The 25,795-nt window shown below is 55.6% G+C and carries 36 protein-coding genes and 1 pseudogene; 15 read left to right on the top strand and 22 right to left on the bottom strand.

What is annotated here, in order from left to right:
- Nucleotides 1–92 precede the first annotated feature (92 nt).
- The 5 genes and pseudogenes from OSC37_RS02090 to OSC37_RS02110 all read right to left on the bottom strand — a co-directional run bounded on the left by OSC37_RS02090 (nt 93) and on the right by OSC37_RS02110 (nt 3,774).
- Nucleotides 93–680, bottom strand: coding sequence for an AsnC family transcriptional regulator (locus OSC37_RS02090; protein WP_267162949.1), 588 nt, complete (start codon nt 678–680; stop codon nt 93–95).
- Nucleotides 681–1,042: 362 nt separating this feature from the next.
- Nucleotides 1,043–1,498 carry a hypothetical protein gene (locus OSC37_RS02095; protein ID WP_267162950.1) on the bottom strand — a complete coding sequence of 152 codons (456 nt, stop codon included), beginning with the start codon at nt 1,496–1,498 and terminating at the stop codon, nt 1,043–1,045.
- Nucleotides 1,499–1,644: 146 nt separating this feature from the next.
- Nucleotides 1,645–2,176, bottom strand: a pseudogene (locus OSC37_RS02100) (serpin family protein).
- A gap of 162 nt (nt 2,177–2,338) precedes the next feature.
- Nucleotides 2,339–3,364, bottom strand: coding sequence for a tyrosine-type recombinase/integrase (locus tag OSC37_RS02105; RefSeq protein WP_267162952.1), 1,026 nt, complete (start codon nt 3,362–3,364; stop codon nt 2,339–2,341).
- Complete coding sequence (locus tag OSC37_RS02110; protein ID WP_267162953.1) at nt 3,361–3,774, bottom strand: DUF5805 domain-containing protein; 414 nt, start codon at nt 3,772–3,774, stop codon at nt 3,361–3,363. Before OSC37_RS02110 ends, OSC37_RS02105 begins: the two co-directional genes overlap by 4 nt.
- 321 nt (nt 3,775–4,095) lie before the next feature.
- Between OSC37_RS02110 and OSC37_RS02115 the strand changes: the two genes are divergently transcribed.
- A complete protein-coding gene (locus OSC37_RS02115) occupies nt 4,096–4,686 on the top strand; it encodes an RNA polymerase sigma factor sigma-70 region 4 domain-containing protein (protein ID WP_267162954.1) in 591 nt (196 codons plus the stop codon).
- A 186-nt stretch (nt 4,687–4,872) separates the two neighbouring features.
- Complete coding sequence (locus tag OSC37_RS02120; RefSeq protein WP_267162955.1) at nt 4,873–5,319, top strand: ribbon-helix-helix domain-containing protein; 447 nt, start codon at nt 4,873–4,875, stop codon at nt 5,317–5,319.
- Between the two features lie 251 nt (nt 5,320–5,570).
- On the opposite strand, the gene OSC37_RS02125 is transcribed toward OSC37_RS02120, so the two are convergent.
- Nucleotides 5,571–6,206, bottom strand: a complete 636-nt coding sequence (locus OSC37_RS02125; protein WP_267161604.1) for an IS6 family transposase — start codon at nt 6,204–6,206, stop codon at nt 5,571–5,573.
- A 95-nt stretch (nt 6,207–6,301) separates the two neighbouring features.
- Here OSC37_RS02125 and OSC37_RS02130 point away from each other — a divergent pair, with 95 nt between their 5' ends.
- On the top strand, nt 6,302–7,774 hold the full coding sequence (locus OSC37_RS02130; RefSeq protein ID WP_267162956.1) for a beta-alanine-activating enzyme beta-propeller domain-containing protein: 1,473 nt from the start codon (nt 6,302–6,304) through the stop codon (nt 7,772–7,774).
- Nucleotides 7,775–8,236: 462 nt separating this feature from the next.
- Here the strand turns inward: OSC37_RS02130 and OSC37_RS02135 are convergent, their stop codons facing one another.
- Nucleotides 8,237–9,202, bottom strand: a complete 966-nt coding sequence (locus OSC37_RS02135) for a hypothetical protein (protein ID WP_267162957.1) — start codon at nt 9,200–9,202, stop codon at nt 8,237–8,239.
- A gap of 197 nt (nt 9,203–9,399) precedes the next feature.
- Between OSC37_RS02135 and OSC37_RS02140 the strand changes: the two genes are divergently transcribed.
- The gene (locus tag OSC37_RS02140) at nt 9,400–9,552 is read left to right on the top strand and encodes a hypothetical protein (protein WP_267162958.1); all 153 of its coding nucleotides are present in this window, start codon (nt 9,400–9,402) and stop codon (nt 9,550–9,552) included.
- A 109-nt stretch (nt 9,553–9,661) separates the two neighbouring features.
- Here the strand turns inward: OSC37_RS02140 and OSC37_RS02145 are convergent, their stop codons facing one another.
- The 12 genes from OSC37_RS02145 to OSC37_RS02200 form a co-directional block, all read right to left on the bottom strand.
- Nucleotides 9,662–10,063: a PD-(D/E)XK family putative nuclease gene (locus OSC37_RS02145; protein ID WP_267162959.1), complete on the bottom strand. Its 402-nt coding sequence runs from the start codon at nt 10,061–10,063 to the stop codon at nt 9,662–9,664.
- Entirely contained in the window at nt 10,056–10,346 is a 291-nt protein-coding gene (locus tag OSC37_RS02150) for a hypothetical protein (protein ID WP_267162960.1), read from the bottom strand. The genes OSC37_RS02145 and OSC37_RS02150 overlap by 8 nt, the downstream gene beginning before the upstream one ends.
- A complete protein-coding gene (locus tag OSC37_RS02155) occupies nt 10,343–10,483 on the bottom strand; it encodes a hypothetical protein (RefSeq protein ID WP_267162961.1) in 141 nt (46 codons plus the stop codon). The genes OSC37_RS02150 and OSC37_RS02155 overlap by 4 nt, the downstream gene beginning before the upstream one ends.
- 216 nt (nt 10,484–10,699) lie before the next feature.
- Complete coding sequence (locus tag OSC37_RS02160) at nt 10,700–11,812, bottom strand: hypothetical protein (protein WP_267162962.1); 1,113 nt, start codon at nt 11,810–11,812, stop codon at nt 10,700–10,702.
- A 2-nt stretch (nt 11,813–11,814) separates the two neighbouring features.
- Nucleotides 11,815–12,639, bottom strand: coding sequence for a DUF8125 domain-containing protein (locus OSC37_RS02165; RefSeq protein WP_267162963.1), 825 nt, complete (start codon nt 12,637–12,639; stop codon nt 11,815–11,817).
- A complete protein-coding gene (locus tag OSC37_RS02170) occupies nt 12,636–13,220 on the bottom strand; it encodes a DUF8063 family protein (RefSeq protein ID WP_267162964.1) in 585 nt (194 codons plus the stop codon). Before OSC37_RS02170 ends, OSC37_RS02165 begins: the two co-directional genes overlap by 4 nt.
- Nucleotides 13,221–13,222: 2 nt before the next feature.
- Nucleotides 13,223–15,109 carry an Env/VP5 family phage fusion protein gene (locus OSC37_RS02175; RefSeq protein WP_267162965.1) on the bottom strand — a complete coding sequence of 629 codons (1,887 nt, stop codon included), beginning with the start codon at nt 15,107–15,109 and terminating at the stop codon, nt 13,223–13,225.
- A gap of 41 nt (nt 15,110–15,150) precedes the next feature.
- Nucleotides 15,151–16,344: an MBL fold metallo-hydrolase gene (locus tag OSC37_RS02180; protein WP_267162966.1), complete on the bottom strand. Its 1,194-nt coding sequence runs from the start codon at nt 16,342–16,344 to the stop codon at nt 15,151–15,153.
- A 32-nt stretch (nt 16,345–16,376) separates the two neighbouring features.
- Nucleotides 16,377–17,129 carry a hypothetical protein gene (locus OSC37_RS02185; RefSeq protein WP_267162967.1) on the bottom strand — a complete coding sequence of 251 codons (753 nt, stop codon included), beginning with the start codon at nt 17,127–17,129 and terminating at the stop codon, nt 16,377–16,379.
- A 3-nt stretch (nt 17,130–17,132) separates the two neighbouring features.
- On the bottom strand, nt 17,133–17,522 hold the full coding sequence (locus tag OSC37_RS02190) for a DUF8023 family protein (protein WP_267162968.1): 390 nt from the start codon (nt 17,520–17,522) through the stop codon (nt 17,133–17,135).
- A gap of 2 nt (nt 17,523–17,524) precedes the next feature.
- Complete coding sequence (locus OSC37_RS02195; RefSeq protein ID WP_267162969.1) at nt 17,525–17,752, bottom strand: hypothetical protein; 228 nt, start codon at nt 17,750–17,752, stop codon at nt 17,525–17,527.
- Nucleotides 17,753–17,998: 246 nt separating this feature from the next.
- Nucleotides 17,999–18,562, bottom strand: coding sequence for a hypothetical protein (locus OSC37_RS02200; protein WP_267162970.1), 564 nt, complete (start codon nt 18,560–18,562; stop codon nt 17,999–18,001).
- Between the two features lie 224 nt (nt 18,563–18,786).
- Here OSC37_RS02200 and OSC37_RS02205 point away from each other — a divergent pair, with 224 nt between their 5' ends.
- The 3 genes from OSC37_RS02205 (at nt 18,787) to OSC37_RS02215 (ending at nt 20,747) form a co-directional block, all read left to right on the top strand.
- Nucleotides 18,787–19,170, top strand: a complete 384-nt coding sequence (locus OSC37_RS02205) for a hypothetical protein (RefSeq protein ID WP_267162971.1) — start codon at nt 18,787–18,789, stop codon at nt 19,168–19,170.
- Between the two features lie 200 nt (nt 19,171–19,370).
- Complete coding sequence (locus OSC37_RS02210; RefSeq protein WP_267162972.1) at nt 19,371–19,970, top strand: site-specific integrase; 600 nt, start codon at nt 19,371–19,373, stop codon at nt 19,968–19,970.
- Nucleotides 19,971–20,198: 228 nt separating this feature from the next.
- Nucleotides 20,199–20,747, top strand: coding sequence for a type IV pilin domain-containing protein (locus tag OSC37_RS02215; RefSeq protein WP_267162973.1), 549 nt, complete (start codon nt 20,199–20,201; stop codon nt 20,745–20,747).
- 167 nt (nt 20,748–20,914) lie between these two features.
- On the opposite strand, the gene OSC37_RS02220 is transcribed toward OSC37_RS02215, so the two are convergent.
- Complete coding sequence (locus OSC37_RS02220) at nt 20,915–21,208, bottom strand: winged helix-turn-helix domain-containing protein (protein WP_267162974.1); 294 nt, start codon at nt 21,206–21,208, stop codon at nt 20,915–20,917.
- 9 nt (nt 21,209–21,217) lie between these two features.
- Complete coding sequence (locus tag OSC37_RS19185) at nt 21,218–21,547, bottom strand: winged helix-turn-helix domain-containing protein (protein WP_497007716.1); 330 nt, start codon at nt 21,545–21,547, stop codon at nt 21,218–21,220.
- Nucleotides 21,548–21,752: 205 nt separating this feature from the next.
- Here OSC37_RS19185 and OSC37_RS02230 point away from each other — a divergent pair, with 205 nt between their 5' ends.
- The 8 genes from OSC37_RS02230 to OSC37_RS02265 all read left to right on the top strand — a co-directional run bounded on the left by OSC37_RS02230 (nt 21,753) and on the right by OSC37_RS02265 (nt 23,711).
- Entirely contained in the window at nt 21,753–22,112 is a 360-nt protein-coding gene (locus OSC37_RS02230; protein ID WP_267162976.1) for a winged helix-turn-helix domain-containing protein, read from the top strand.
- Complete coding sequence (locus OSC37_RS02235) at nt 22,105–22,320, top strand: hypothetical protein (protein WP_267162977.1); 216 nt, start codon at nt 22,105–22,107, stop codon at nt 22,318–22,320. Before OSC37_RS02230 ends, OSC37_RS02235 begins: the two co-directional genes overlap by 8 nt.
- Nucleotides 22,321–22,440: 120 nt before the next feature.
- Complete coding sequence (locus OSC37_RS02240; RefSeq protein WP_267162978.1) at nt 22,441–22,569, top strand: hypothetical protein; 129 nt, start codon at nt 22,441–22,443, stop codon at nt 22,567–22,569.
- Nucleotides 22,562–22,843: a hypothetical protein gene (locus OSC37_RS02245; RefSeq protein ID WP_267162979.1), complete on the top strand. Its 282-nt coding sequence runs from the start codon at nt 22,562–22,564 to the stop codon at nt 22,841–22,843. The genes OSC37_RS02240 and OSC37_RS02245 overlap by 8 nt, the downstream gene beginning before the upstream one ends.
- The gene (locus tag OSC37_RS02250) at nt 22,830–23,156 is read left to right on the top strand and encodes a hypothetical protein (protein ID WP_267162980.1); all 327 of its coding nucleotides are present in this window, start codon (nt 22,830–22,832) and stop codon (nt 23,154–23,156) included. The genes OSC37_RS02245 and OSC37_RS02250 overlap by 14 nt, the downstream gene beginning before the upstream one ends.
- Nucleotides 23,153–23,308, top strand: a complete 156-nt coding sequence (locus OSC37_RS02255; RefSeq protein ID WP_267162981.1) for a hypothetical protein — start codon at nt 23,153–23,155, stop codon at nt 23,306–23,308. Before OSC37_RS02250 ends, OSC37_RS02255 begins: the two co-directional genes overlap by 4 nt.
- A complete protein-coding gene (locus OSC37_RS02260) occupies nt 23,305–23,472 on the top strand; it encodes a hypothetical protein (protein WP_267162982.1) in 168 nt (55 codons plus the stop codon). Before OSC37_RS02255 ends, OSC37_RS02260 begins: the two co-directional genes overlap by 4 nt.
- Nucleotides 23,469–23,711, top strand: a complete 243-nt coding sequence (locus tag OSC37_RS02265) for a hypothetical protein (protein WP_267162983.1) — start codon at nt 23,469–23,471, stop codon at nt 23,709–23,711. Before OSC37_RS02260 ends, OSC37_RS02265 begins: the two co-directional genes overlap by 4 nt.
- Before the next feature lie 1,554 nt (nt 23,712–25,265).
- Here OSC37_RS02265 and OSC37_RS02270 read toward each other — a convergent pair.
- The gene (locus tag OSC37_RS02270; RefSeq protein ID WP_267162984.1) at nt 25,266–25,733 is read right to left on the bottom strand and encodes a hypothetical protein; all 468 of its coding nucleotides are present in this window, start codon (nt 25,731–25,733) and stop codon (nt 25,266–25,268) included.
- Nucleotides 25,734–25,795 lie beyond the last annotated feature (62 nt).

Consider the following 25,795-nt stretch of genomic DNA (forward strand, 5'->3'; position numbering starts at 1 on the left):
GCCGGCTTGCGCGCCGGTTAGCAGGTACCGATATTCCTCCTCTAATGGTATCTCAAGACCAGTAGTGCTCAGTATCTTGAGCTTCAAGCCATTCAGACACCCTCTTTGAGCTCATCCAGTTGGGCTTTGAACTGATTCTGGCAGGTCGAACAGCAGAAGTGATACATCCGGTCGTCGATCCACTCAGACTCACCCTCGTTGTCGACGGTGTTCCCGCATTCCGAACACGTGAGAGCGAAATCGGTTCCATCGAGCGATGGCTGCCACTCGATCTCGTCGATGAGGGTGACGCTGTACTCCGCATCGTCTGCGGGCTCCAGCAGCGCGGTGAGCCACGAGTGGACGTTGTGAACCTCTGCCCGTGCGTTGAACCAGAGTTCTCCGTCGGCAGTAACCATCACGTGCTCGACTGCGTCGGCGCCGTCAAGACGAGACCGGAGCTGATTGAACGAATTTCCGGGATCGAGTTGGACGAAAATCTGCGCACCTGCTCCCAGCTGTGTCCGGTCGAGTTCGACGGTGAACCGATTGATAATCCCCGCATCCTGTAACCGGTCGATGCGGTCGGCGACGGCAGGACCAGACATTTCCACCTCCTCGGCGATGTTGGTGATCGTCCGCCGGGCATCGTGACTGAGGAGCCGCAAAATTTCGATGTCAGTCTCGTCGAGAGATCCCATATATACAATGAAACGCGAGGTGAGAAATAATCCCTGGTTAGAATATACAGAACCAACTATCGTTTCCTTACTTTCTCTAATAAAAACTCCATTGAGACATTGAACCGTTTGTGGTAACGTGATACCAATGGATTCGGCCACTCTACGTACGCAGATCACAGGGGACAGTTCGCCTGAGACAGTAGTTACGGCCAGCGGAGTCTCTAAATCCTACGATTCACTAAACCCATTCAGACGGTCCATCGAAGTACTAAGCGACGCCTTACCCTCCCTCAAGCCTGGACAGATCGTGGGGTGAAAATGGACGTGGAATTTAGAATTATTGGTCGAAATCAGTCAGGACAACGGTAGATACCTTATTGCTAATCGTATCCGTATGACGAAATTCCGTCAAGGACATGCTCTTCGTTTTTAGTTCGCCAGAGAACGTTCACGACCCGTTGAGGGTCAATATCGACTCGAACCCTTTCGCCAGCGATTCCATCGGAGGGGACGACCTCATCGTCGACTTCGTGCCAGGCGACAGTCTCAATGACCTGTTCCGATTCAGTTTCGAGATTTCCACTATACTCAACGACGACATTCGTGATGAAGACGTCCTCTGCTGGAAGATCTCGGCCCTCTGTGTGTTTGATAGTTAACCAGTCGGGAGCGTCGTCCCAGGCTTCGTGAGTAAACTCGAAACACGCAATCTCACAGGAGGGACTCTCGGTTGGGGAGGGGCTTTCGGCTTGGGGGGTATTTTCGTTTTGCGAGGATAAACACCCACCAAACCCTATCATCGCTGTAGCACCCGCAAGGATAGTCCGGCGCTTCATACTAGCTATATGCAGATAAATTGGTAAATAAGTTTTCCTGAGAAGTATGAGATAACTATCTACCTAACTGGCTCTGTTGAAATCCTCCTCTGTAGATATTTTCTCTCGTAAAACTACCACTCACTATAGCTACGAAGTGAGCGTGGTCAGTTGGGATTATCGGGGGTCTCGACTACACGGTCAAGGAAAAGAACCGCATCGGTTGGCCGGTCACGGATCAGGAACAGAAACGGCCGATCAACAACCATCTCGAACTCCTCTGGTGGTGGCCCGGAGTCGGCCCCAATAACGGCAGTTGCGGCTGCGGCCTCCGTCCCTTCTTCGTCGATGGCAACAAATGCGTCGTGAAGGGTATTATCAATCCATAATCCTCCGCCCTCAACCATTCCGCTGAATTCTGCATCGCGTGTAAACGATACTCCCATACCCAAATCTTCGAGCACCTCGGGAAGCCCATACGACGTTGCGAGTTCGAGGGAGTTCAATCGTCCCGTATTCACTGTTGAGTTCGGCCAGCAAAGTGTCTATGCGATCAACATCCAGTTCGTCTTCAAATGTTTCGAACTCCCCATCAGCCGGAAGAATCACGACCATACTCGTCTCTTCTCCGACATACGGAAGTTCGATGATTTGATGGCCGTCAACAGCAGCATATGGAAACGACTCGGCCTGAAACATACTCTACACTTCACCCCGTCGGACATATAAAAAATCTAATTATTTGTAGTGATTGATTTGCCGAACCTGTGACATCAGGGACAAGACCATTTGATATATCAATATATAGTTTACTGGGTAATCGAACAGAGGAGCTATTGGCAAACTGCTTTCGTACCACTCTCACAAAAGTGAGTAGATATTGTCCCTATACTCTTCCCGGACCCGGTTGCCCCAGTCGTGGGTGTAGGTATCGATAACGTCCTTCGCGACATCGCCGCGAAGGTACTTGACGACGCCGCGGTCACCGGTCCTGTCACGGAGATGTGTCGTGAAGAAATGGCGGAAGTAGTGTGGGGTGACGTTCTCTTCGGGACCGCCGCCCTCCCGGTACCAGCCGTACTCTCGAGCGTGTGTTTCGATAAGGTGGTGAACCATGGCAGGAGAGAGTCGCTTGCCCCAGTCGTCGCTCGTGCTGACAAACAGTGGGTCTGCATCCGAGACGGGGTCCGGCCGGGCGGCCAGCCACTCAGTGAGGACCGCCTGCAACTCATCGTCGACGGGAATTGTTGTCGCCCGTTTTCGCTTGTTTGAGGCCGACCGGCGTTCGCCGTTGTACACTGTGCCGTTTGCGGGCGCGCTGTCGATGTACAGCGAATCTGGTCGTCCATCTAGTCGTGGCCTGTGTGTGGATTCAATCGGCGACTCGGCGAGGAATACGTCGCGTGTATCCAAATTACACAGCTCACCGGCCCTGATGCCTGTCTTCAAGAGCATCATCAGCACGGCTCTGTCTAGAGGATGTGTGGCGCTTTCGAGAAATGATCGCATCGCAGTGACCGAAATATCCCGCCTGGTGGGGTCTGTGTTGATCGATTCGTCGAGTTCTTCGACAACAATCGCCATCGGATTGTTATCGAACACGTCGACTCTGGTCATGTAGTCGTAAAATCGATGGAGATAGGATGCGTATGTTGCCACAGTACTCGACGCGACCTCTCCGCGTAGTTGGTGGATGTACGCCATGCAGTCTCGGTGGTTGGCTCCACTGAGCGAGAGGTCTCGGGAAGAGAGGTACGTCTCGAAATCGCGGAGAACTCGCTCGTAGGCGGCCTGTGTGCGTGGTGATTTCCCCTGGTATCGGATGTCGTCGAGGAAGTACTCCACGTGGTCTTGAGTACTCGACTGCTGGGTACTCGTGTTGCTCATGTGTCTTTCTCAGATTCGAGGACGTATCCTCCGTCACGTCCGCTGTATCGAACAGACCCACTCTCCTGTAGTTCCTGGAGAGTCTCCTCAAGTTGTGTCTCGATATCCCCCGTCACCGCTGCCAGCAGCTCGTCCCACGACAGACAGTCCTGTTCGTCGAGAATCTCGAGTATCTGGGCCCGGAGGCTGGAATCGGAGCGTTGCTCGCCGCCCGCCTCGCTGTCCTGGTGGCTCTCGACAGCAGGCTCACCCCCAAATCCCCTGCGTCCAGCCTGCACCATCGTCTTGACGAACTCACTTCTGCTCATATCGAGTTCATCGGCGTGTTCGTCCCACATTTCGCGCTGATAGGCCGGGACGTATACCTGGACAACAGTCCGAGATGTGTCGACATCTGGGTCCGTGGCCATACGTTGTGGTCGCTTCCTATCCCCTTCAATCTAGTTCATCCACCGGAAGAAAGAGCACCCTCTGGAAGACCGGTGCTATTCCTATTATAACCTATCGTAAGCAACAAAATTGCTGAGTCTCCCCCGCAATCCTGACAAATTTATTACTATTGGTGGCGTAGTGATATTACACTCCAATCTAAAGACCCTGATATGTTTAGAGCCTTACTGTTTCAGAGTCTCCCGGCGATTCACCAGCCTAGGCGACTCTGTGCAGTCTCCGACTCTTAGGGGTGTCAGGCTGTCTAGTCGTCTAGTATCAGAGTCGGGAGGTGTTCTGTCGTGAGTTCCACCTTCGAGTGGTCCGCCGACACCGACGCCGTCGACGAGCAACTCGGCGAGCCGTCGCCGCTTCGGTTCCCCGACGAGTTCGAGTTCTCGACGAGCTGGGAACGCGCCCAGACCGAGGCTGACGAGGGAGGTCCTCTCAACGACGCCGAGCGCATGGTCTACCTGGAGGAGTCGAGCAAGCCTCACCGTGTTGTGTTTGTGCTCGACGGTGCCCGGCTTCGCGCCAGATGTCCCTGCGCCGGCTATCATTACCGCGACTGGTGCGCCCACGTCGCCTCTCTGTGGTGGCAGTGGGTCCGCGGGGAGATCGTCGTCACCCACCGGCAGACCGGCCGCGAGTACGAGATGCCCCCGCGCTGGCTGCGCTTCGGCGAGCATCGGCACGCCGTCGAGGAGGAGGCCGTCGACGGCCTCACGAGCGCCGAGCTCGACGCGTACCTCACCTGCGACCTCGGAGACGCTGGCGTCCGCGAGTACGCCCGCCTCACAGACCGCAGCCCCGGCACTGTTGGGAACCTTCTTGGCCGAGCACGCCAGAAGGTCGACAACGGTGTTGCCTACACGGACGGTGGTCAACGATGACCCGCCGAACCCCCCACCCGCATGCGGGGTACGGTTCCGAGGGCTTCGGAGCATCACACGCGAACACCCACCCGCGATACCCCCTCTTTCGTAGAACCCCCACGGGTGTGCATACGAATACCGTCTCGCCGCGCCGTCTGCGTATTCACGGCGTATGCAAGATATGCAAATCGGGGGGTCGATAATATGACGATGGACTGGAACCCGGACAGCCGAATATCCTTCGGGTGTTCATCAGACGCTATCGACGCGCTCGACGAGATCGCCGACAGAGAAGGAATGAATCGGAGCGAGAAACTCCGCGAGCTGGTCGAAGACGAGATTCGGAAGAAGACTAACGTCGGTGGCCCCGCCGCCGACCTACCCGACGATGACGAGCTAGCAGCCGCCTATCAGACGCTCCACGAGGAAGTGTTCGCCGAGCACCGGTCCCGCCCGAAAATGCGGATGGAAGAAGCAGAGAGCCTGCTATACTCGAAGCAAATCCCGAAAGATAGTGTCGTCGACAAGCTCATCAAGCCGCTGGAACGGCAGGGATACGTGACGATTGGCTGGGGAATGTCGGAGGTATGGATCGGAGTTCGGCCGATGGACCACCAGACCGACGGCGAGCCCGCGGAGGCCACAGCATGACCGGTCAGTCTACAGACGGTAGTGACCGATGACAGGACAGACCTGTCAGTGATTTATTAGAACTGCCGTGCAGAGCGTCAGAGCGTGAGTGGCACCGTAAAAAGAGAGAATACCTATCGGTTTAGTTTTAGAGGGCTTCTACAGCCAGAGCATTTAGTCAGTGTCACACAGACTCCGTTCTACTGCGTCCCTCAGAGCGTCTCTCTTGCAAAACTATGGGAAGAGAGTTAGCGTTTGTCACACGGTAGTGTTCAGATAAGCTGATTCCATGCGAAACTAAATGATCTGAGCCAGTCGTCAGCTGTGTCTGCTTCGGCGTTGCTGAAACAGTTTGAAAACGAATATGTTCGTCGTTTCACCTCACGAAAGACACGTTCGACGCTATTCCGATTTCCATGGCGTTCGTATCTGAAATCGAGGCCGTGCCGAGAGCAGGCGTCTTTCAGTTGCGGTGCGCCATCGATGAGAAACACCGCGTCGTCGACGTCGTGTTTCTCACGAAGTTCGGCAAAGAATGCGTGAGAAAGAACGTTCGTTCTCGTTGGTTCAAGCTTTGTATGCAGTAATTTGTTCGTTGCTGGATCGACAGCGGCGTACAGCCAGTACTGCTCGTCATTGAGTTGGATCACGGTTTCGTCGACCGCAACGTGATCCGGATTTTGTCCGTCTTCGGGCTGTAGATCTGCCTTGTGAACCCAGTTGTGAACTGTAGAACGTGCACGTTCGACACCAAATATTTCGAGAATAGAAACAGTATTCGAAAGCGATAATCCAGCAATATGCAGTTGAATACTGAGCTTCATCAGAAATCGCGGTGTCGCTTCGCGTTCAATAAACTCTAAGTCGATCTGGTCGATACTACCGCTGAGGCGGATGTTTTTGGACATAGGCACTCAAAAAACGCTCCGCCTCGCCTTTCAATCCTTATCTGAACACCGCCTGTCACACCATCTATTTCAACTAATGTGTGAAATCATAATATATGACTGAAACACCCCGTCATACGCTGGCTGTCTCACGTAGAACAGTGCTGGAAACAGTTGGCATGGCCGGCCTTGTGGCCACCCTGGGAAGTGGATCAGTTGGTGCTCAAACTGCTGACAGGGTGCTATGGAGCTTCGAAACTGGCGGTTATATACGTTCGTCACCGACAGTAGCGGATGGGACAGTCTTCGTCGGCAACTATGACAGCAACCTGTACGCGGTGGATGCCGAGACAGGCGACGAACAGTGGACCTTCGAAACTGACGGTAGTGTTTTCTCGTCACCGACAGTAGTGGATGGGACAGTCTTCGTCGGTAGCTTTGACAGCAACCTGTACGCGGTGGATGCTGAGACAGGCGACGAACAGTGGGCTTTCGAAACCGGCGATGGGTTTTGGTCGTCACCGACAGTAGTGGATGGGACAGTCTTCGTCGGCAGCGCTGACAGCAACCTGTACGCGGTGGATGCCGAGACAGGCGACGAACAGTGGACCTTCGAAACCGGCGATCAGGTTCGGTCGTCACCGACAGTAGTGGATGGGACAGTCTTCGTCGGCAGCCATGACAACCACCTGTACGCGGTGGATGCCGAGACAGGCGACGAACAGTGGGCTTTCGAAACTGGCTCTCCGGTTGAGTCATCGCCGACAGTAGCGGATGGGGCAGTCTTCGTCGGCAGCCGTGACGGCAAGCTGTACGCGGTGGATGCTGAGACAGGCGACGAACAGTGGGCCTTCAGAGCCAGCGGACAGGTTAATTCATCACCGACAGTAGCGGATGGGACAGTCTTCGTCGGCAGCAGTGCCGCCTATCTGTACGCGGTGGATGCCGAGACAGGCGACGAACAGTGGTCCTTCGAAACGGGTTATTGGGTTCGGTCGTCACCGACAGTAGCGGATCGGACAGTCTTCGTCGGCAGCGCTGACAGCAACCTGTACGCGGTGGATGCCGAGACAGGCGACGAACAGTGGGCCTTCGAAACCGGCGATACTGTTTGGTCGTCACCGACAGTAGCGGATGGGACAGTCTTCGTCGGCAGCTTTGACAGCAACCTGTACGCGATTAAGGCGAACGGGAATGGAGACACGAGCACTGGCGAAGGCGAGAACGATTCCACGGCGACTGACAGCGACAGCGAGAGTAATGATACCGATGAGACTGATACCTCAAAGAATCCCACGGAGGCCGACGAGAATCCCAACGGCGAGAACGATTCCACGGCGACTGACAACGACAGCGAGAGTAATGATACCGATGAGACCGATACCACAAAGAGTCCCACGGAGGCCGACGAGACTCCCGACGGCGATACTGACTCCGAGGAACCCGGAGACGGCGGAGACTCAACCGGCAGCGAGAACAATAGCGATAACTCCGGCCCCGGATTTGGGATTGGCGGAGCAGTCGCCGGGCTCAGCGGCGCAGTGTACTTCCTGAAGCGGTGGACTGACGACGATCTTGGCGACCAATAGCCAGGCTTTGGCTCTCTGGCACGTAACCGCTGGATCACCGAGACCACTGCTGGCGCAATGAGGGCTCGGTGCCAGCGCTTCCCTCTCTCGCGTTGACCGACCACTCCCGGGCGACGACAACCACACGCTCGCTTTGCAAGACTCGTGCCCTCCATCTTGTACGGCGTTTAGGAATGTACGAATACTAGTAAGACACTCAGCGGTCAGTCGAGCCGGGAACGGAAGGGTCCGACGATGAGTGAGTCTACAGACGGCAGTGAGCGGACGGTTCCGCGTAAGATTGGTGAAAAAATGGGTGGGACTGCTGACTCCACAATGAAGCTAGCAGCACTTGGGAATTAGTTCTTATCTATCTCTATCGATTTGGTATGCTATTTCCGGCCCGATATTTCACTCTAACAGGTAAACTTTAATCGCCAGTCTGTCCGTGCCTATTACAGTTCAACTTTCCACACATTCAATTCATTCTAAACGTAAGTCGCCTGAATCGTCGCTCTTAGACCCGTCTTCTATAGGTGAATTTGGGTCGCCCAGTTCCTCGAACATTTGATCAACGGCCTCGGACAATTCTTCTGCATCACCTAACTCTTCTACCGGCAATGGTGGATCTGTTACAAGATCGTCTAAGATTACATCGTTTGTCTCTTTAATTAATTGTTCGTATGATTCACAATCGGTTGCAAATCTTTCGGGGTCTAAGATTGGTTCAAAACTATCGTATAGTTTGATAAGTTCTGATATATCTTGTATTGTGGTAGTTAGGCTTTCTTTCTCTATATCGTTAATTCCCTTTATGACCTGCTTTTGCATTTCGCTTGAACGGGTTTCATTGACACCTTTAGCTGCTTTGAATCGCTTGATAAATCGAGGTAATTGATCGTCATATCCAGTTGAACTCCCGGTTAGTGAGGATCTATTAACATATCTTTGTTTATATCCCTGATAAATACCATCAATCATTTGGTCTATAGAATTAAAAAAATCGATATAGGATTCAATATTTGCCGCCCAGCAACGACTTCTGTATTTGACGGTAGTTGATGGTAGTCCTTCAAATTGGTGGGGATCATGGAGAACAACTACACCATCCTCGTTGGTTGAAAACACTTCTTCAGAAATAAAATATTCGAGGAGTGCTTCTGCGGTATCATCGTCGGTGATAGTACTCATTTGCCCCATATTCGATGTTCGAAGTGACTCGATAATCGCGTCCCTTCGGAGCACTGCACTGTCTCCGTTGATAATTTCTTGTTTGTCAACAAGCCGGTCTTGCAGAATTGACCGAACTGCGTCTTCTAACCCATTATTTCCCTTGAGCCAGTTACTTTTGATAGTCACTGTGTCGTCTGCCTCATCTTTCGGGACTGCTATGAGAATAGTTTCACCTTTGATTTCTTCCTCAAGAAACCGAGCGAATTTCCCTGCCATATATTCATAATTTACTCATTATCACTTGCCTTTATCGGTGGTTGGTCGCACTACAATTCCTCTTGCGTTATAGAAACACTAGAGCCTGTCATAGAAACAATCTCATAGCTTGAGCTTCTCGCGGCCAGGATTGTTTCCCCGCTCGAAGCTGGTGATTGCAACGACGAGACGGGAACGTAGCGAAACGGGGGTTCAGAATGACCTGTGAGACCGAGCTCGACACCGACCACATGAGCGCGGTCGACGCCCGCGCCGCCGAGCACCTTGTCGACCTGGATCAGACCCACCTCGACGCCCGATTTTGGGGGACCGACACCCCCCACCCGCGCGCGGGGGGTGGTCAGGAGTGAGTGAGCTCGTCGAGCCGGTCATGCTCTACGCCGGGCTCGCTGGCTTCTGGTATCTGCACGTCAAGCACCACTGGCAGAGCGTCGAGTAAGTCGCACCGTCGTCTATTTTTTAGAACAGCTCGCTTGCCGGGAGTTCTGCTTGTTCCGTGCCGCGCGGCTGGGTCTCGCCGTACCAGTCGATGTTCAGCGACCCAGCGCGGACGCTTCGAGAGTTCGTGACTCGGATGCCGTCGGCCTGGAGCTGGTAGACGACGAACACATAGTACCCGTTCGCTTTCGCTAGCGCCGCGTGTTGGTCTCGCCAGATTTTGAACCGAGACTGGTCAGCACGACCGCCCCGGCGATTCCTCGCCACTGCTTTGATTTCGACAGGCTGTCCGTTCTCAGGAACCTCAGCATCCATCCGAGCGCCGTGTATCTCGTCGTAGTTCCGTTCAAGGTCGTAGTGGTCCAGTACCCACGACTCGACACGCGCGCCGTAGAAGCCCGGCGAGCGTCGGCTGTCACCCATCTGTGTCCCTCCAACGTTGTTCAATCCGATAGAGAGCCCAGAGCGTTGCGACGAGGAGGAGTGAAGCAACCAACAAGAGTTGTTCCGAGCCTTCGACGCCGGCGAGGAGTCCGTAACCGCCCAGCCCCCCAATCAGGAGCACGAGAGCTATGAGATTCCGAGAAAATGGAGCGTAGTACCGTCCAAGAATCTTTCTGAGAAAGTCGCTGAAGCCGCGCCACGCCCGGCGAGCGAGCTTGTCGACGACCGTTTCCGGTGGTCCGTCGTGTTCTCGCCTGGTCACAGCCCAGTCACCTCTCTGAGCCACCCGTCGGGCACTGCTTGAATCAGTTGGTCGAGTATCTGTACCCCCGTCTCAACGTCGAGCAGCGCCAGCACGACGACCGCCGCCAGCGCCACGAGAGCGTATTTTTTCAGCATGAAGTCACCATTTTGTGTTGTGTTTTGTGTAGATTCTGAGAACCGCGAGTGTCCAATACAGGAGCCATTTTTTCTTTCTCCACCCAGGTTTTCCCGGCCGCGAGTGCCCCCTTAGAGTGGTCAGTAAACCCCCGCGTGCGAGTGCGTCTAAAAATATATTTGCACGGGGGGCACCCATCCACCCACCCGGTTTGTTCCGTCTTGCCGTCGGTCGATTCACGGCCTCTCAACTCCGACAAAATCATGGTCGCCGTTTTTCCACTCGCGGAATCGTTCACCACACCAGTAGGAGCCGTATTCGACGAGGCCCTCGTTATCAGAGTCGTCATCTCCGGCTATCTCGGCGTACGTCATCTCCTGGTTGACCTTCGCCCGAACCACCGTTTCAATCGCCTGTTGTTTCTTCATCTTGTCGAGGTCGAGCGACGACCCACCTTCGTCGTCGTTGTACGCTTCCTCGATGACGAACTCGGACGGTTCATATTCGGCGTACGTTTCGGCGGTGTCGGTCAGACCCTGGTACATGTCGCTTTCGTCCCACTCGTCTTTCCCGCCCTCAGAGTCCAGCAGCCGAGCCTTGTCCGGTTGTCCTCGAAACGGTTTCTCGATACCGAACGAGGCCACCCGGCGGATACTCTTAGCGACCTTTCGGCGGGTGTGACCAACGAGCAGGGCTGAGCCTTTCTTTGGATTCGGCCCGTGTCGCTCCTCTTTTTTCCGAATGAATAGCAGGGCGTCAGAGAACGCCTCAGCCCGTTTCGAGCCTTCGCCGAATCCAGACAACTCCTGAGCAACTTCATCAATGAGTGCGAGAACCGGACCGTCTAGGGACCCCATCGCTTCGAGCATTTCAGTGTCGCTCGAAAACTGCATGTCGAAGCCGCTGTATGAGGTATTTCCGATGACGTACCCGCCTGTGCGGGCGCGCCAGTCGAGCGCCACGTCTAGCGTCGTCGCAGTCTTCCCGGCTCCTGGTGGTCCGAACATGATACCGATAGCGCCCTCGTGAGTGAGTTGTTCGGCAGCTTCGCCGTAGAAGTCGTGACCGTCGCTGTTCTGGTTGGTCATCCCACGGACTTGCTTCATCTGCGAAGTGTTGCCCGCTCGGATTGCCTCGTCGATTGTTTCCGTCGCCTGTCGCTGGATTATTTCCTGTCCCATCTGCGTCTCGATAAGGGGCTTGTCCGTGACGGTCTCCAGGTAATTCAGAAGCTCCAATGTTTCTTTGTCGTCGACGAGTCCCGCCCACTCGCGTACGTGGTCGCCTGGACTCTCGCCGCGAAGCTCGGTTGCTACCTCTGCCGAAACGAATGTTGATTGTTTGCTCATTTTCAAAGCCCCCTCGGAGGTCTTTCCTCGTCGAGCAGCACGTCAAACTCCTCCTGTTGCAGTTCCCACTGTGCATTATCTCGATGTCCGTTCGTCTTCTCGTCCACGTCGTCCCCCCCACCCGCATGCGGGTGGAGGTCTTCGGGGAGTTCTTTCTTCAGAATCTCGTCAATGGTCGGGGCGTCGATGTCTTCCAGGCCGGTCGCCTCGTCAAGCTGCCGGTCGCGGGCTTCAGTTCGCTCGCGGTCCAGCCGCCGAACGATGCCCCGGATTCGTCGCCGTAACCGCCTGGCCTTCGCCGCCTCAGGTTCGTAGACTTCTCTCAACTCTGCGACTTGCTCCATTGCATCGCTCGGCGTTCGTTCCGAGAGTATCGCACTCGCGGGTTTCGCCTCTCGCCAGTTCGCCCGCGCTTGGTTCGCGTCATCGAGATAATCCCTCACCTCGTAGACCCGACGGGGTGAGTTGTCCCACTGGTTGAGTTCGCCCACCGTGTCCATCGCCTCGAACTCGTCTTCTGAGAGTTCCCATATTTCCCCGCCGGGTTCGTCGGCCCGGAGTGACACCAACAAGATGCCCTCCTCCTCGGGCACGAGCTTCCAGATATAGATGCCAGCACCGACGGCCGTCACCGCCGCCGCTGCTATCATCCAGGGCACGAGTGGCCACCACGCGGGGACCGAGAGGCTGATAATCCCCGTGAGGGACAACAGCGCCACCACACCCAGGAATCCGATGATGATTTGACTGTTCTCGTCGGCCGTCTGTCTCACCGAGTCGAGCGCGTCGAGCGCCCGGTCTTCGAGATCGTGGTCTTGGTCGGTCATGCTATCCGCTCCTTGGTTCGGTTCTCGTCGTTCTTCCGTCGCAGCACCACGATAAACGCGCCCGCGCCAGTCAGCGCCGACGAGAGGCCGATAGCGACGACCACATTTCTGAATTTGATGCTCGGCCGCTCGGTCGGGTCGCCGTCTTGAAGAACCACGGCTTCGCCGCGCTCGACGCTCTCGCTTGTCGACACGAGAATAGCGGCCGTCCCGCCGCTGCGAACCTCGGCGTTCATCGTGATCTCCGTCCGTTGGTCGGGCACGAGTCGCTGCTGCTGGAATGAGATTTCTGTCGATCCGCCCGAGTCGAGTTCAAGCATCTCGGTAAGCGTCACCTGCTCGGGGGCGCGGCCGGTCCAGGTCATGTCGATAGTGAAGCGGCCGGGTCCGTCGTCAGTATCCTCGTACGCGTAGGAGTGAACCACGAGGTCGCCCAGCTGCTCGGTAATCTCCTGGTCCGTCGTCGTCTCGTTGCCGGTTTCCTGGGCGCTCGCGCCAGCCGCCAATGCAACCGTCGCACAAACACACAACACAAGCGCCGCAATCGAGAAGCCGACGACTCGGATATAGTCTGCTTTCATCGTTAGCTCCTGAGCAAGCTGAGACCGAACACTGTCCCACCACCAACGATGACAGACTCGACGACTCCAAGCCCCGGAATGGTCGGGATATCCGGCCCGAGGTCGGGTAACCCGCCGCCGAACAGACCGCCGCCGGAATCGTCTTGATGGTGCTCCTTGAACACCTTGTAAACCTCTTTCTGGTGCTCAACCTCTTTTTGAATATCCTCTGTGGTGAGGTCCTGGGGGTCGGTCACCTTGTTGACGCCCTGCGTGTAGTCCACCGGGGGGACGATGACAATATCCTCAACAGATTCGCCAGCGTTGAGCGAGGTCGAGGGGAGCGAGTACGTCACCGTCCCGTCTTGGTCCGTCCTCTCAAGCTCGGAGAGGGCGTGAGACGAGCGATTCTGTGCCCCTTTGACAACGAGCCGGTGGTCGGAGTGGTCGCTAGGGGACTGAATCGGCTCGGGAGCGTTGGACTTGTCCGAACCCGTCCAGACGACCACGCCTGAATCTGAGTCTGTCGAGTCCCCTGCCTCCTCGGTTATGTCCTCCTCGCCGTCGACGCCCGCGAGGGACAGAATTTCGAGGTCCTCTGAGCCGGACAGAATCATCTTGTCCTGATCGCCCTGGGCCGTCTCGTAGACGAAATAAGCGCCGTCGTAGTCGGCTGCCGCGAGCGTCATGCCCGGCTTAATGGATTGTTCTGAACCACTCGGGAACTGGGGAACCAGCCAGCCCCAGAGAGAGTCAGACTGTATATCAGGGTGCGACACCTCGGCCTGATAGCCCGACTCCTCGGGGGCGGTCTGGCCGCTGGCGATAAGCTCCAGCATGAGACGGCTCTGCTGGTCGCTATCTGCGAACTGCTGGTTCAATTGCTCGGGGGTGAGGATATCGGCCGGGGACGCTACGCCCTCGTCAAATGCCTGATACATCTTGTCAATGTAGGCCTGCATGTCCTCGCTTTTGAGCGTCGAGAGGGAGCTTTTGATATCCGACATTGCATGCCCAATTTCTTCCGAGTCGCCAAATACGATTTTCCCAGTCTCAGGGGTGCTAATTCTCAGAAGCCAGCCAAGGCCGACATCCGCGGTCCTCCCGTAATCCCCGGTCGAGTAAAATTTGTTCTCGCCACTATCATAGACTGCAAGCAATGGGACAGACCCATCATCTGAAACGTCCACGCCGTCGACCTCTCGCGGGTCTGCTGGTAGTTCTCCATTCTCTTTTGAGAGTGGCCGTTTGAACACGGCATATTGGTTGTCTGTCACATGCCCGCCCTCGAATCCATCCCATTTGTCGGTCGGGGACCCCGCGCCAGGGAGAGGGTCGCCGGGGCCTAGCCAATATGATGGCCCACTTCCACTACCGGGCAGGCTCTTTTTGACCTTCATAATGAGGTCGGGTGTTATCGACTCGATCAGTACATTGTACATCCTCACGAAGCTGATGATGGCTTTCGTCGCCCGTTCGTCGAGCTTCGGGCTTACTTCTTGCGCCACCTCAGACGGTGATTTTCCGTCTTTCCAGCCCTGAGCCGTCGCGTTTCGGATATCCTGCCACGCGGCCGTCTCGAAGTTCTCGACGCCCGCGAGTTGGTTCATATCCTTGTTGAAAAACGCCCGGTTGCGCTTGATATCCTGCCAGGAATAGGCCATGTTCAGAATCAGGTCTTGCTCTGCTTCGTCGGCCGCGTCGTCGTCATCGCCGCCCGTAAGCTCGCCAATCGCGTAGTCTGCGACCTTATAACCGGCATAGACGGCCGCCGCGCCTGCCAGGACGCCAGTGATGGATGCCTCCGAGTTGCCGACGGGAGAGAACTCGTCTGATTGCATGGAGAGGCCGCCGACCGCCGCCGCGCCCGCGACTGTCGCGCCACTCCTGAGAAACGCCCGCCGCTTCATTCGAGTGTTTGCATCGGTTCTCTGTGACCGTGACCGAGACATTAGCGAACCCTCCATATTGCACCGCCAAAGAAAGCAATCAGCCCGCCGAACCCAAGTTGCCAAACGGGGAGCCCGTCAGAACTACCGCCGTCAGTAGGCGCAGCGACTACCGGCGAATCGTCGGTTTTGCTGAACGTGTCTAACGGTTGCTGTGCTGTGATATTCCACGCAGTCGGGCTCTCCGACGCCGTGGTATCCGAGGGGAACGTTTTCATCTCGGTCGTGTTGGTCGTCACGTTCGCCTGGGTGAGCACGTCGAGCACACCGTCACCGTTGTTGACGACGGTAGTGGTCCCATGTATCCCGGTCCACACGGTCGGTATCTCACTATCCGCGAGCGCCGATAGCGTCTCGTTGTTTGGGTGTCCGTAACTGCTGTCGTAGGGAGCACTCACCAGCGAGAGCGACGGGTCGAGATAGTTGATTACCGTTGCATCAGTGGACGACGATGCGCCGTGATGGGGACTCTCGTATAGGTCGACACCATCGAGAGCATGCGGGAGATAGTTGATAACCTCGTTCTGTTCCTCGCTCGGTAGGTCGCCAAGCAGGAGCATCTCGGAGCCGTTGTCTTGGATGTAGAGCGCGACAGAATCATCATTGGGGCTGGAATCAGCAGGGTCAGCTTTGGGGAAAGCCACTTCTACATCAGCCGCCTCGAACGGGATAATGTCGCCCTGTCGAGCGAGATTATCCGGTATCGAGTTAGCCGATATTGAGTTGTTGTAGCCGGCGAAGGTTGCACTCGGCGACGACATGCCAGAGCGCCAAACCTCACCGATACCGCCGTCTGTGCTGTTTTCAAAGTGGTCTATAATGTCCTCGTGTCCGCCGATGTGGTCGGCGTCTGGATGGGTCGAGACGAGGTAATCTATCGTTGTTCGATTCAGTGTCTCGGAGACGTACTTGATAACCTGCTCGCCGTTGTCGGTATAGTCGCCCGAGTCGACCACCATCGTCTCATTCTCGGACCAGATGACATAGGCATCGCCTTGCCCTACGTCGAGCGCGGTGAGGTTAACCATGCCGTCCCCATCGCCGGAATTAGCCGCCGACGCCGGAGAGGCAACCAGACCGAGCACGACGACCGCCAAGATCACGCCGGTCCCTGCCGCCGCTCGCAGAAACGCCCGCCTCTTCATCGGTTTCGTGTCTATGCTTGTGTTGTGTTCTTGTGCGTCGGTTTTGCTCATCTTTCTCTAAAAAACATCTGAGTTTTTAGACCTCAGATAAGGTCTCGTTGGTAGACCAGGACGAGCCCGACCACGACCGCGACGAAGCCGATTAGCTGATCTTGCGATGCGCCACCGATAGCGCCACCGCCCAGGACTCCGCCGCTGGTGTCGTCGTCACCCGATACCCACACCTGAGAGTGTGCGTTCGAAGGTGAGGTTTCGACCGTGATGTTTGCCGCTTCCACGTTCTGATTCACGGCAATCTCTGCAGTCTTAACGCCCGACTCATCACCTGCGCTGGTGTAAAACCAGTTGAGAGTCTCGCTGCCGAGAGTTGTGCCGTGCTGGGATAGTTCGACGACCGCCGACGCATCATCAGCAGAGCTAAACTCAACGTCAACCGTCACAGTCTCGTCTTTGCTCAGGTTGAGCATAGAGGGCCGATGCGTGATTAGGGTCGTCTCGCTCAGCGAGACAACTGATTCGTCGGTGGCCGTCACGTCGATGCCATATGTTCCGCTCTGGATACCATCGGCGTTGAGAGTCACCGTCTCGGTGGCCCCGGACGAGCCGGAGACAGTGGCCGATTCGACAACCGAGCTACCCTCGGTCAGTTCGGCGGTGGCGTCGGTCGAGCCACTGAACGATACGTCTACCTCAACCGTCTGGTTGTTCGGGTCGTCGACGGTCACGTTGCTGTCGACGAGCGCGGCTGTTGCGCCGCCGGTCAGCACGACCGCCGCCAGCGCCGCGACGAGTGCCACCACCAGAAGACCGGTCTTGTGTTTGTGTGTTCGTTCCATTGGTCAGTTGATGTACGTAATCAGTGAGAAGCCGATGCCTTGGACGATGAACGCCGCGACCGCCGCCGGAGTGCTGGCGAGCGTCGACTCAAGCGCCGGGAAGAACGGAGGAGCAACGAGAAGACCGACGGTCACGTAGACCGCCCAGGCTTCCATGATGCCCCAGGCGTCGAAGTCGAGGGGATCGTCTCGGTTGATGACGACCGCCGCCAGCGCCGCGATGGAGAGGCCCCGGCCAATCGTCCAATCGATGTTCCCCGTCGTGAACAACGTCTCGCCCAGGTCGAGGATCGGGATAGCCGACGCCTCGATGAGCCCGAGCGAGACCGTCGTCCCGAGCGCGAAAAGCGGGAACAAAAGGAACGTTTCCAGATCCAGTTCGAACTCTGTCATGGTCAGTTGTCGCTGTTGTCCGCGAGGAAGTACGCCGCGCCGTTGTACAAGCTCAGTGCGCCAGCAGCGCCGATAACGGCAATGACGGCCGTGTAGGTGTCACCCGTGAGTGACAGCGTGTCGACGAGGATATCTGTATCTGCGAACTCGACAGCCGCCCAGTTGAGCGCCGCAATCGCCGCGATGATTTCCAGCACGATACGAGTTGTTACGTCACCAAATCGTTCCATAGTTGAAGTGTGGTTTTGTCACGCCCCCCGCGAAGCGAGAGCGAGCGTGATGGTAAATATTAGTTAGTGGTACCACTTAGTAATACAGGATAGTTCACTGCGCTCAGTGTCCGAGAAGTGGGACAGCATCGGTCAGAATCCGCTTGTGTTTGTGCTCGGAGCGGTGACGACTTCTTAGACAACTCGAACGTCACGCTGGAGACGGTCAGTGCTGTGCGAGGATAAATTAAACAAGCAATACAGATCCTATACGCTCTGGATGTCCCGGATTCGGTCAGGGAACAGTTCGAGCGGTTCGAACGGGTTCAGATACTCAGCCTCAACCCGAATCTTTCCGTCAAACCGATACCCGAACATCTTCAACTCCGGTCGGCTCACCCACCCAACCAAATGTACCAACTCCTTCGGACTCGAACATTTTGCTAACACGAAGTAGTCAGCGTCATCAACCCGATCGGCAGGGACAACGAGTTCTAAATCCTGCTCACTTGTGGTCGTTTTCACCTCGACCCGTGCGTCGTCGTAGATGAAATCACACCCATCATCGCCTACGTAATCATCGGTGATTTCCCAGTTGGCACGCACTCCGAAGTACGATGCGGCCGCGACTTCTCCTGCGAATCCGACCCGGTGTCGCCACTCACTTGAACGAGTAGGGGCACGTTGGCGTGCGGTTTCCGTAATTGCAAACCCGATACTATCATCGAAGTGCGCTCGAGGCCGGTTTGCTGGACTCACATCCATCGCTGAAACCAGCGGTGGAACCAGCTTGGGCCGATGCACTTTCGTTGGCTCGTCTGTTTGACTCATGTGGGGGATAGACCTCCATCGCTGCCGCGTGCCTTACCACGCGGCTTTTGACGGGTGCGCCAACGCAATCGAGAGAGATGCCTCTGATCGAACTTCTGTAGCACCTCTCACTCTCTATCAGACCGCCCGACCCTTTCTCGCTCGCACCACATTTTGGCGAAGGGTGAGTACGTAGAAAACTTTCGCGGTTACAATTTATATACATCTCCCAGATAACTAACACTATGGGCGAAGAGTGGAGAGAAGTCACCCTCGTAGAAGGAACAAACGGGGGGCAAATAACCAGAATCGGCAAACAGAGATGGAGTAGGTGGCTTATAGCAAATCCGCCAAACCAGAAGCCACGACGAATATCTGGCAAAGGGTGGCGCAATGTACGGTGGCGTGCGCGAGCTATTCTTCAACTCGCAGAGCGGGTGGAGGACTTCCGAATAACCCAGAACCGTCGAGATGTACCAATCAACATCGTCAATGAAGGCAAAGCCGCAGTCACCAGCTATCTGTTCGCCGTTCATGGGTGGAGTTTTGAAGAACTAACGGAGATGCAAGGAATATCTTTCAACACGGTCAGACAATACGTAATTGCCGTCAAAAAGGACAGACGGTAAGCTAGTCACCCCCAGAAATATTTGCGCAGGATCAGCCGATTGTGCGCGGTCTACAGCGCTATTGAGTGAATGACGACTTGTTATAGAAGTCGGAAACAGACCCGTCAAATTGCCCTGGTCGTCGGCCCGATCACGCCGGACACCCCCGCCAATTCAGTTACGACAACAGATATAATACGTCGGAAATTAAAGTAACCTACATGCGATTAGAAGCCACGAGTGCCGAGGGAGAGTTCAACGTCTGGCTTACCGACGCCGAGATAGAAGACCTACGACGAGCTGCCGCGAGCTATCGAGACGACGTGATTATCCAACTCGGTGCCTACGTTGGCCTTCGCGCGTTCGAGATTCCACAGGTGACACCGAGCGACATCTCAGAGACCGAGAGCGGCCAGTACCGCCTGCGCGTTCCGAAAGGGAAGGATACGACAGGCAACGGCGGGAAGCCGCGAGACGCCTATCTGCCGGACGATGTGGAGCGTTCGCTTCAACAGTTCCAGAACGCCGAGAACATCGCTCCGAAAAACTCGTTCGTCGACCTGACCGAGCGGGGAGTTCGAGCTGTGGTGAAGCGCACGGCCGAGGCAGCCGTCGAGGAGACGGGCGACGAGGATTTTCAGCATGTATCGAGTCACGATCTCCGGCGACGGTTCGCCCAGCGCCTGCTTGTCGACGAGAACATGAATCCGCGCGTGGTGATGCAGGTCGGTGGGTGGGACTCGTTCGCCGCTATCGAGCCATATCTTAACGCCCCGACGCCCGAGGTCGTCGACGAGGCCTTTGTCGACGTTGGGCTCTAACCCCCCACCCGTATGCGGGAGGACTGTTGCCCTATCTAAAAATCAGAATCCAGAATTACGACAAGCGGAATAACATTTATTTAACCATGGGTAGCTAATTGATGTTACGCGCAGTGAAAACGGAATCTGAGGGGTGGGCGACAGAGCCCTGGTTCGGCCTTGTGCCCATTTGGGGTATGTGCTCAGTTGCGTATCACTCTTCGGGTCTGTTGCTGCGTTAGATACACAATGCAACTGAAAAAGTTATTCAATGACGATAACGCAGTCAGCCCGGTCATCGGCGTGATCCTGATGGTCGCCATTACGGTTATTCTGGCGGCTGTCATTGCCACGTTCGTCCTGGGCCTCGGAGAACAGGTTAGTGATACAGCACCGCAGGCGAGTTTCGACTTCGATTACAACGAGACACAGCCAGGCATTGATGATGAAGATTCGTTTGGCTATGTAATTAAAGATGGCACCGGTGGCAGTGTTTCGAGTGGTGCGGTAGATAACACGACTGTTGACGGTACTCTAACAATCCAACACAGCAACGGGCCTAGTATCAGTGCTGAATTGCTGGGCGCAACTGGAAGTAGTGCAAATGAAACTAATGGCACTGTTCCACCGTATGATGACTTTTCGGAGTCTAACGCCAGCTTCAATACTAGTGAAATGAGCGCTGGCGAGAGCCTCGACATCTTCATGGCTGATGACGACACCATCACACTCGTCTGGGAGAGCGACGACGGCAGTACGTCCGCCACGCTCCAGACCCACGAGGGTCCCGACGCGTAATTCAGACGAGTCGAGTTTTTATTCTGTGAGACAGTGCCACTGGGTTTATCTGTGAGACAGTGATACCTCGGGTGTCGGTAGGCCTTTGCATGGGGCCGAACGTTGACTGCGGGCCGTAATCCCTGACATACCGCGTCGTCTCCCCCGCGGTCGACCAACCGGCGTTTCTACCTAAGAACACTATCAACCGTTGGCGTCGGCTGGTGTCGAGCGTCTAGATCACCGCGTAGGTACCGCTGTCCTGCGTCGGCCAGCTCGTAGGACTCCACACCGACACAAAACACAAAGCCAGCGTACTGAAGCATCGCTAGCCGCTCCTCGACGTGGCCCGAAGAGACACTGTGGAATGCTTCACTGGCTATCAACCCCGGCGAAGCCATGCCCTCGTCTTGGAGGAACTCGAGTATGCGGTCGTCTTCGCGTTTCATCCAGTGGGCGCTCTGTCTATCAGCTTGTGACATGGAGGGTGGTTAGGGCGACTCGGGGGAGCTGGGGGAGGACACACCGCTGTTTTCGTCGTCGTTCTGGGGGACTCTGTCGGGCTCGTCTTCGTAGGTACTGATTTTGCCGTCGAGATAGCCTTCGCCGCGTTCGGTCAGGATATAGACACCGTCACCCACAGGCCTCAAGAGGTCGTGTTCGGCTAATTTTTTACAGCGTCGGGAGACAGTAGAGCGTGACACCCGTACGTAATCGTTCTTCGCTAACTCCGAGACCTTACACAGATTGTCTTCGTCGTTTCTACAAATCTCTAAGATACGGTCATCCCACAGTGTCATCCATTCGCCAGATTTCCTCATTACGTGTAATATCTAAACAAGTGCCTGTATATCCGATGAATATGAATATATTCGACAGTCCTCTCTATTTCAAACGACCGTTGCATTTATGAAATGGTAGGGCATTACTACGACATAGGAACCACGCAAGCGGCCCGCTAGTAAGTGGGTCAATTCGGGCCTGTGCTACAACACAGGCCCTGAGAAAGTGGTTCCGCCCTCTGGTATGAGCGAAAGCGAACCACGCGCGGGCCGTGAGGCCCGCACTGACAGTGAGGAATCGCAGACAGATAAACTCAACTGGGACGCGGTGGGCGTCGTCGCGTCCTCACGGTACCGCGGGCTCGCGCTCGTGGCACTCAACGACAGCCCGGCGACCCCGTCGGATATCGCCGAGACCGCCGACGAGGATATTGCCCACGTCTCGCGAGCGATTCAGGAGCTCAAAGAACACGGGCTCGTTGAGTTGCTGGTCGACGAAGACCGACAGAAGGGCCGGTACTACGGTGTCACCGCCGACGGCGCGGCCGTCGCTAGCGAGGTCGACACCCCCAACCCGCATGCGGGGGGTGGTCTCGATGAGTGATGCCGAGATCGAGACCCAGGGCGGCGTGACCGTCACGCTCGATGCCGACGACCTGAACCACCTGCTTACCCACGGCCGCGCCGTCGTGTGCAAAGACGCTGGCCCGCTCGAAATCAAAATCAAAGCCGACGGGAAGGTTCGCCATCAAGTCGTCCTCGACGACGGTCACGGTGAATCTGAGGTTATTGCTGGAGGTGAGCAACAGTGAGCGCTAGCGAACGATATAGCAACATGCGGTTTGTGTTGTGCGCCGTCTGTGGACGCGTCGAAACGCCGCGCCGCGTGTGCTCAGACTGTCTCGCCGGCGTTCACGAGGAGGTGTCGGTCGATGGATGACGACGACGCCGCCGAGAAAATCCAGGGAGTGATGGACCACGCCGAACCCGCGCTTCGAGAGCAAGAACTCGCAGACCTCGGTGCAGTTGTCGACTATCTCCGGGGTGATGACGATGAGTAAGACGCCAGCGTTCTACGACACCGAAGCAGGTGGGGAGTTCGCCGTCGAAATCGAGGGCGACGTATCGCACGTTCGCCTGGTCGACGCCGAGGCAATCCTGACAGTCGATGATGTTTCACACGCACTGGTCGGACTCTCGACTGTCGCCGACACAGGTGGTAGTAACGTCGAAGCCTACACACGGTTGTACCCGGAGGAAGCCGAGCAGCTCGGGCTCGCGCTGATTCAGGCTGCCGACTACGCGAAACGACAGGAGGCTGATGACGATGCGTAAGGACCCCGAGTGTCTGCCGACCGACGCGAGCCCCGCGCTTGTTCAGTTCCGCGACGGTGTCGAGTTGTTCTGTGCGACCCACGCCACGCAGGAATCTGGCTGGCTCTGGGTCGAGTTCTGGGACGGCACCCGGCGGACACTCCCGCCCCAGCGTATCAAGTTCGTCGAGCCTGTCGAGACTGTGTTGAAACACGACGCGGGCGACGAGTGGCAAGAGGTGAAAGACGCCGAGCTGGTCGAGCGAGCACGCCGCGAAGCCGAGCCCGACGAGAACTACCAGCCAATCGTCGCAGACGGAGGTGAGCAACAGTGAGTGTGACGTGTATCGAGACGTTCGCCGACGAGTTCTATCGGTGTGACTTCTGCGGGCAGACCGGCGACACACCAGACGAGATTCAGCACGTCGACGGGTGCCCCGACAGTGGTCAGGACCCCCACCCGCATGCGGGGGGTGGTTCTCAGTGAGTGACCCACCGGCTTGCGGTCGTGATGGATGCGACCGCGAGAGTGAATACCTACTCACGTCTGGCGACCGCTGCCGAGAGCAGGCGCTCGAAGACCAGCCCGAAACCGTCCGTTATCTGGCTTGGGCGACAGCTGGGTTGGAGAATGGAGGTGAACAGGCGTGAGCACAGAGAGCGACAACTACCGAGACGACCCGCCCGACGATCTCCCGCCAGGCATCGAGCAGTGGCCGTATGAAGCGCGCCTCGAGTGGGTCCAGTCGATGTACCTTCGAGAGGGACTCATCGCAACCATGCTGACCAGATCAAACTACCGCAATCCCGACCTCAGAGGAAAAGATATGCATCTGACAAAAGAAGAACTAGCAGCGATATATCTCAGAATGCGAGGTGTGGCCGAATGACGCCGAAACCTAGGCGTCTGATATTAGGCTCCTATCTAAAGACCCTTATTTGTGTATATGATATCTTAAAACCGCTGCCACTCCCCGAACCTGGCAAGCTCTGAATCACAGTCCAATCTAAATATTCTATCAAGCTCATACGGCAGCCCACCATCCTGGAAACATCGTGTCGACAGAGTCTCACGGAGCTCAGGCCGACTATCTCATCCCTCGTTACTCTGCTGTTTGAAGCAAAGGTTCAGAGATGAATACTCCCTCAAACCAGTTCTATTATATGGGGTCGGTTAATTCGCTATAACACTTCTACAGCGACAGTTCTGTCCCCTCTCGTATTTGTGCCCATATGAAGCAAGCCCGTCGGCCCTGGTCTGCTCGCCGTTGAATCATTTGTGATCGACTGGCTCGTCGGCGCTGTCTATTGGTGCTTTGTCAAAGCCAGTTGGGCACAGTTCGGCGTCTTTGAGTAGTGTGGTATGTGGTAGCTCTGCAGCGGTGGAGTGCCCACACGCCGTCGTCTACACCACCCAGGGCATGGCCCCGTGCACGACGGGTACACACGACATATGCCGCTGGCTCCGCCCAAGCACGATAGGCTCACGCGACGCTGACATGGCGCTGTTCAGATAAGGACCGGTCAACGAGTCCGTTTCTTCCGGCCAATCAGTCGAATCCTAGCGGCCTGCAAAAATCGGAGATCTCCGGGCGGCCGGAAGACACTGTCTTCCAGACAACTGAAGGGGCGAGACGCTCTCGACAAAGTCCAATGACCAAGCAAGCGGCAGTGTATCCTCGGTCCGTCAGAACGGCGCGTTGCGCCGTGAGGAGATACTGCAGGGCGCAACGAGTGTTCTGCGAATGGCATGAACGAAACGACGAAAGACGAGCGGAGCGCGTCTTTCAAAACGCGGGAGTTGGGGGCGGCGAGGGCTTTCTCCATCTCAATTGCTGCCGTGATTCCTTCCCTGAATACTGCTGTTGTCGTCGTTACTGATGGACTGGTAGTCTATCGCGGAACACCATCGCCAACTGGGTCGTTCCGACAGTAGAGTTCGTCGGTAGAACGTCGATCTACATCTTGGCCGGAACTGTGTCTAAAACTGACTGATCAACTTCCCCGATGTCCTTTCAGAAGAGTTCGTTCCACCTGCTCAACAGGCTAGCTATGCTATCTACAGATTACCAATCGAGCAGCCAACCGGCTGCATATTTTATAGTTATCCCATAATTTACATAATAAAAATATATGAAATTATTATATTTTCGCGCATGGTCCGCTGAGATAGACTTCCACAGCCAATAGTAAAGCACATGTCGATATATCATATCTCGCCGCTCAGAAGATTGGAAGATGGGTGAATAATGCGCAGGTTTCAACGTGTACGCAATGAAATAGAACTCGGAGTTCTCACTGCTGAGGGGTTTTCAAAGGAAACTGGGTGTATTCAAGAAAGCAGTTACAGGAGACACACACGGACGCGAAGTTGAAGTTTTGAATATTGACTCCTATTAAAATATTCTCGTTACCAGACATGGTTTCGATAACTTAATTTGTCTTTAATCTTGTTTTGTAGCGTAAAGGCCCATTAAAACGTCTGTTCGTTGTACTTTTTGTGGTGCAGAAACTGTAACTGTTACATCAGACTCGAGTTTCTCGGGAACCTTTGACGGGAGATCTTCTATTTGTCGGGCTACTAAGACTAGCGATTGTTTGTGAGTTTCGTCTGGTGATAGCCCCGCGGTTTGAATTTCTGCGTCGATACTGATTGGCACCGATGCTTGCCAGAAACCACGGTTAGCGTTATATTCATAAGGACGCTCGTCTTTTAGTAAAAGTATGAAATCATCACTTTCTAAACAATAGCCTAGCACTTCACGGCGTTCATTATAAACGAATAACTCTTCTGTACTGTTTGTCACCGAGATCTCAATCGTTAGAGGCTCTGCTTCTGATCGAATATTCGGCTGTAGTATGCTGACTTCGTGACGGAGCGGGCGGTCGGGTGAGATATCCGAAGCAGTCACAGTATACTTCTGATTCCTCACCGAATCATTACTCAAGCACCCACAAGCTGTGACAGCGAAGG

The organism is Halovenus salina, assembly GCF_026410925.1.
In the GTDB taxonomy this organism is placed as follows: domain Archaea; phylum Halobacteriota; class Halobacteria; order Halobacteriales; family Haloarculaceae; genus Halovenus; species Halovenus salina.